A 2,759-nucleotide genomic window follows, 5' to 3' on the forward strand; every position below is an offset into this window, starting at 1 on the left:
CGGCACGAGGTCGACCAGCTTGTGCACGGCTTCCGCGAGGGGTGCGGCGCCGCCGTCCGTCCCGGTGCGCCCGGGCACCACGACCGGGTCCTCCCGGCCGTCGAGCGCCCAGCGCTCGCGGTAGAACGGCACCGTCGCGAACGCCGAGCGCACCGCCCGGACGTACGCGGCGCGCCAAACGACCCCCGCCCCCAGATTCCACATGGCCGGGGAGTCTGCGCCACGACCGGCCCGCGCGGAAGGACTTCGCCGTCAGGTCACCCCGAATGCCGGATGGGTTACTACTTTGGTCTGGGGCTGAATGGCGGAATTCGCAGAACTACCGTCGCAGTTCCCCCATGCATCTGCTTATAACTCCCGCCAGACCGCAATCGGCAAGCGCTCTTACCGGATCCGGCTGGGGGATTCATGATCACAATTCACACTGTGGGTGACCGTGCGGACACGAATTCGGTACACCCACCTGAGCAGGGCAGATGACCACCCCTTTCCCGGGGCCGGCCCACAGTGGACTCACCGTAGTCATTCCGTGCTTCAACGAAGTCGAGAACGTCGAACCGTCCTATCGGGAAATAACCAACGAACTAGGCCACTATTCGCTGGAACTGTTTTACGTCGATGACGGGAGCGTCGACGGAACCCTGGACAAGATCCGCGCGCTCGCGGCCGCCGACCCGCGCGTGCGGTACTTGTCCTTCTCCCGGAACTTCGGTTTCGAAGCGGCTTTCTCGGCCGGCTACCGCTACGCGTCGCAGCCGTGGATCCTGCACGTCGACGCCGACCAGCAGTTCCCCGCCGCCGAGGCGGAGAAGCTCGTCGCGGCGGCCGAGCAGGGCAACGACGCGGTCTTCGGCGTCCGCACGAACCGGCAGGACCCGCGGTTGCGGCGGTGGGGCACCGCCGCGTTCCACTTCCTCGGCCGGCGCGTGCTGCGCATCGAGATCCCGCCGGGCGCCACGGCGTTCCGGCTGGTCCGCGCGGAACTGGCCCGCAAGATCGTCGACCTGCGCCTCGGCACGCCGTACTTCCTGGCCACGGTCCCCCGGCTGACCAGCCGGTACACCTGCGTCCAGGTCGCGCACCGGGCCCGCGAGCGCGGCGAGTCCAAAGTGGGCTTCGGGTTCCTGGCTTCGCACGCCATCGAACTCTTCGTCGGGTTCACCCGGCGGCTCACGACCGCGGCGTCCGCGACGGCGTTGCTGGCCGCGGGGATCGCGGTGCTCGCCGGTGGGGCGGCGGCGTTCGGCCTGCTCGGCGCGGGGGTCACCGCCACGCTGCTGTTCGCGCTGCTCGCGGTGCTGCTGCTGGTGGCTTCGCTGACCGTGCGCTACCTCGTCGTGGTCGGCGCGGGCCAGCCGCGGCCGCGGCAGTTCTACGTCCGGGAAGCGAACGTCGACGTCGACGCCGAGGACCGGCTCTTCACCCCGGCGGACCCGGCGGGTCCCCGGCTCATCGATGTGCAACTGGGGAAAGGCGTTTCGGCGTGACGAGTTCGAAGAAGGACCCCGCGAGAACCCTGGTGATCCTGGGGGGCGCGGACGGTTCGGTCAGCACCTACGAGCGGGCGCGGGAACTGGGGTTCCGCACGATCTGCGTCGACGTCCGGCCCGCCGCGCCGGCGGTGGCGTACGCGGACGAGTTCCTGCAGGTCAGCGTCCGGGCGCCGGAGCAGATCGCGGCGGGGCTGGCGGGCCGGCGCGACCTCGCGGGCGTGCTGTGCCCGGCCAGCGACGTCGGCCTGCCCGCGCTGGCGTGGCTGACCCGCCACTGGGGGATGCCGGATCCGCTGCCCGAGTACGCGGTCCGGGCGTCGACGGACAAGTCCGTGTTCCGCGCGCTGTGCGACCACCTCGGCCTGCCGAGCTACCGCAGCGTCGACGGCCGCCCGGGCCCGGAGCTCGTGCACGCCGCCCAGCAGCTGCGGTTCCCCGCGCTGGTCAAGCCGGTCGACTCCTCCGGCAGCCGCGGGGTCGTCTCGTGCGCCGGCCCGGGCCTGCTGCCCAAGGCGTTCACCGAGTCGCTCGCGTTCTCGCCGTCCGGCCGGCTGGTCGTGGAGGAGCACCTCGACGGCTCGCACTTCACCATCGAGGCGCTGGTCGTCGACGGGCGGATCGTCTTCCACGCCGTCACCGAGCGCGTGCTCACGCCGCCGCCGTTCTTCGTGACGTCGTCGCACCTGCTGCCCGCCGAACTGCCCGCCGACGTCGAGCTGGGCCTGATCGAAGCCCTCGACCGGATCTGCACCGAGCTCGGCTACCGGACCGGCCCGCTGACGCTCGACGCCGTGCTCGGCCGCGACGGGCGGCTCTACCTCATCGAGATGGGCGCGCGGATGGGCGGAAACGGGCTGGCGGAAGCGATCGCGCACTGCCACGGCGCCGACCTGATCGGCGCGGGGATCGCCGCGGCCACCGGCGGCGAGGTCGCGCTGGACCTGCACGAGCCGAAGCCGACGCTGGTGCACATCCTGGCGTCCGACCGCGGCGGTCACCTGTCGCGAGTGGACGGTGCCGACGACGTGCGCGCGATGCCGGGCCTCGTCGGGCTGCACCTGTTCGCCGACGCGGGTTCGTTCGTCCGGCCGTACGAGCAGGCGGGGCACAAGCTCGGGTACGTCGTGCTCACCGCCGGCTCGGTGCCGGAACTGCTCGCGGCGGAGAACGCCGTCCGCGGCACGCTGAAGTTCCTGCTGCACGACCAGGACATGGCGGTACCCCTGCCGTGACCGCGCCCGCCACCACCTCGCCGGCCGCGGCCCC

2 protein-coding genes and 1 pseudogene are annotated in these 2,759 nt (G+C 71.7%); 2 read left to right on the forward strand and 1 reads right to left on the reverse strand.

Features of this window, described 5'->3' with window-relative positions; translation table 11 throughout:
• Positions 1-204: pseudogene (locus G3I65_RS54915) on the reverse strand (hypothetical protein); the annotation flags it as partial.
• Between the two features lie 272 nt (positions 205-476).
• Here G3I65_RS54915 and G3I65_RS54920 point away from each other — a divergent pair.
• The gene (locus tag G3I65_RS54920) at positions 477-1,487 is read left to right on the forward strand and encodes a glycosyltransferase family 2 protein (RefSeq protein ID WP_160704424.1); all 1,011 of its coding nucleotides are present in this window, start codon (positions 477-479) and stop codon (positions 1,485-1,487) included.
• The gene (locus G3I65_RS54925; protein WP_160704426.1) at positions 1,484-2,725 is read left to right on the forward strand and encodes an ATP-grasp domain-containing protein; all 1,242 of its coding nucleotides are present in this window, start codon (positions 1,484-1,486) and stop codon (positions 2,723-2,725) included. The genes G3I65_RS54920 and G3I65_RS54925 overlap by 4 nt, the downstream gene beginning before the upstream one ends.
• The last annotated feature ends 34 nt before the right edge of the window (positions 2,726-2,759 follow it).

The organism is Amycolatopsis sp. SID8362, from assembly GCF_010550475.1.
Lineage (GTDB): Bacteria > Actinomycetota > Actinomycetes > Mycobacteriales > Pseudonocardiaceae > Amycolatopsis > Amycolatopsis eburnea.

Excerpts from the sequence above, each read along its gene's own strand:
- G3I65_RS54920 (WP_160704424.1), top strand. The coding sequence starts at position 477 with ATGACCACCCCTTTCCCGGGGCCGGCCCACAGTGGACTCACCGTAGTC.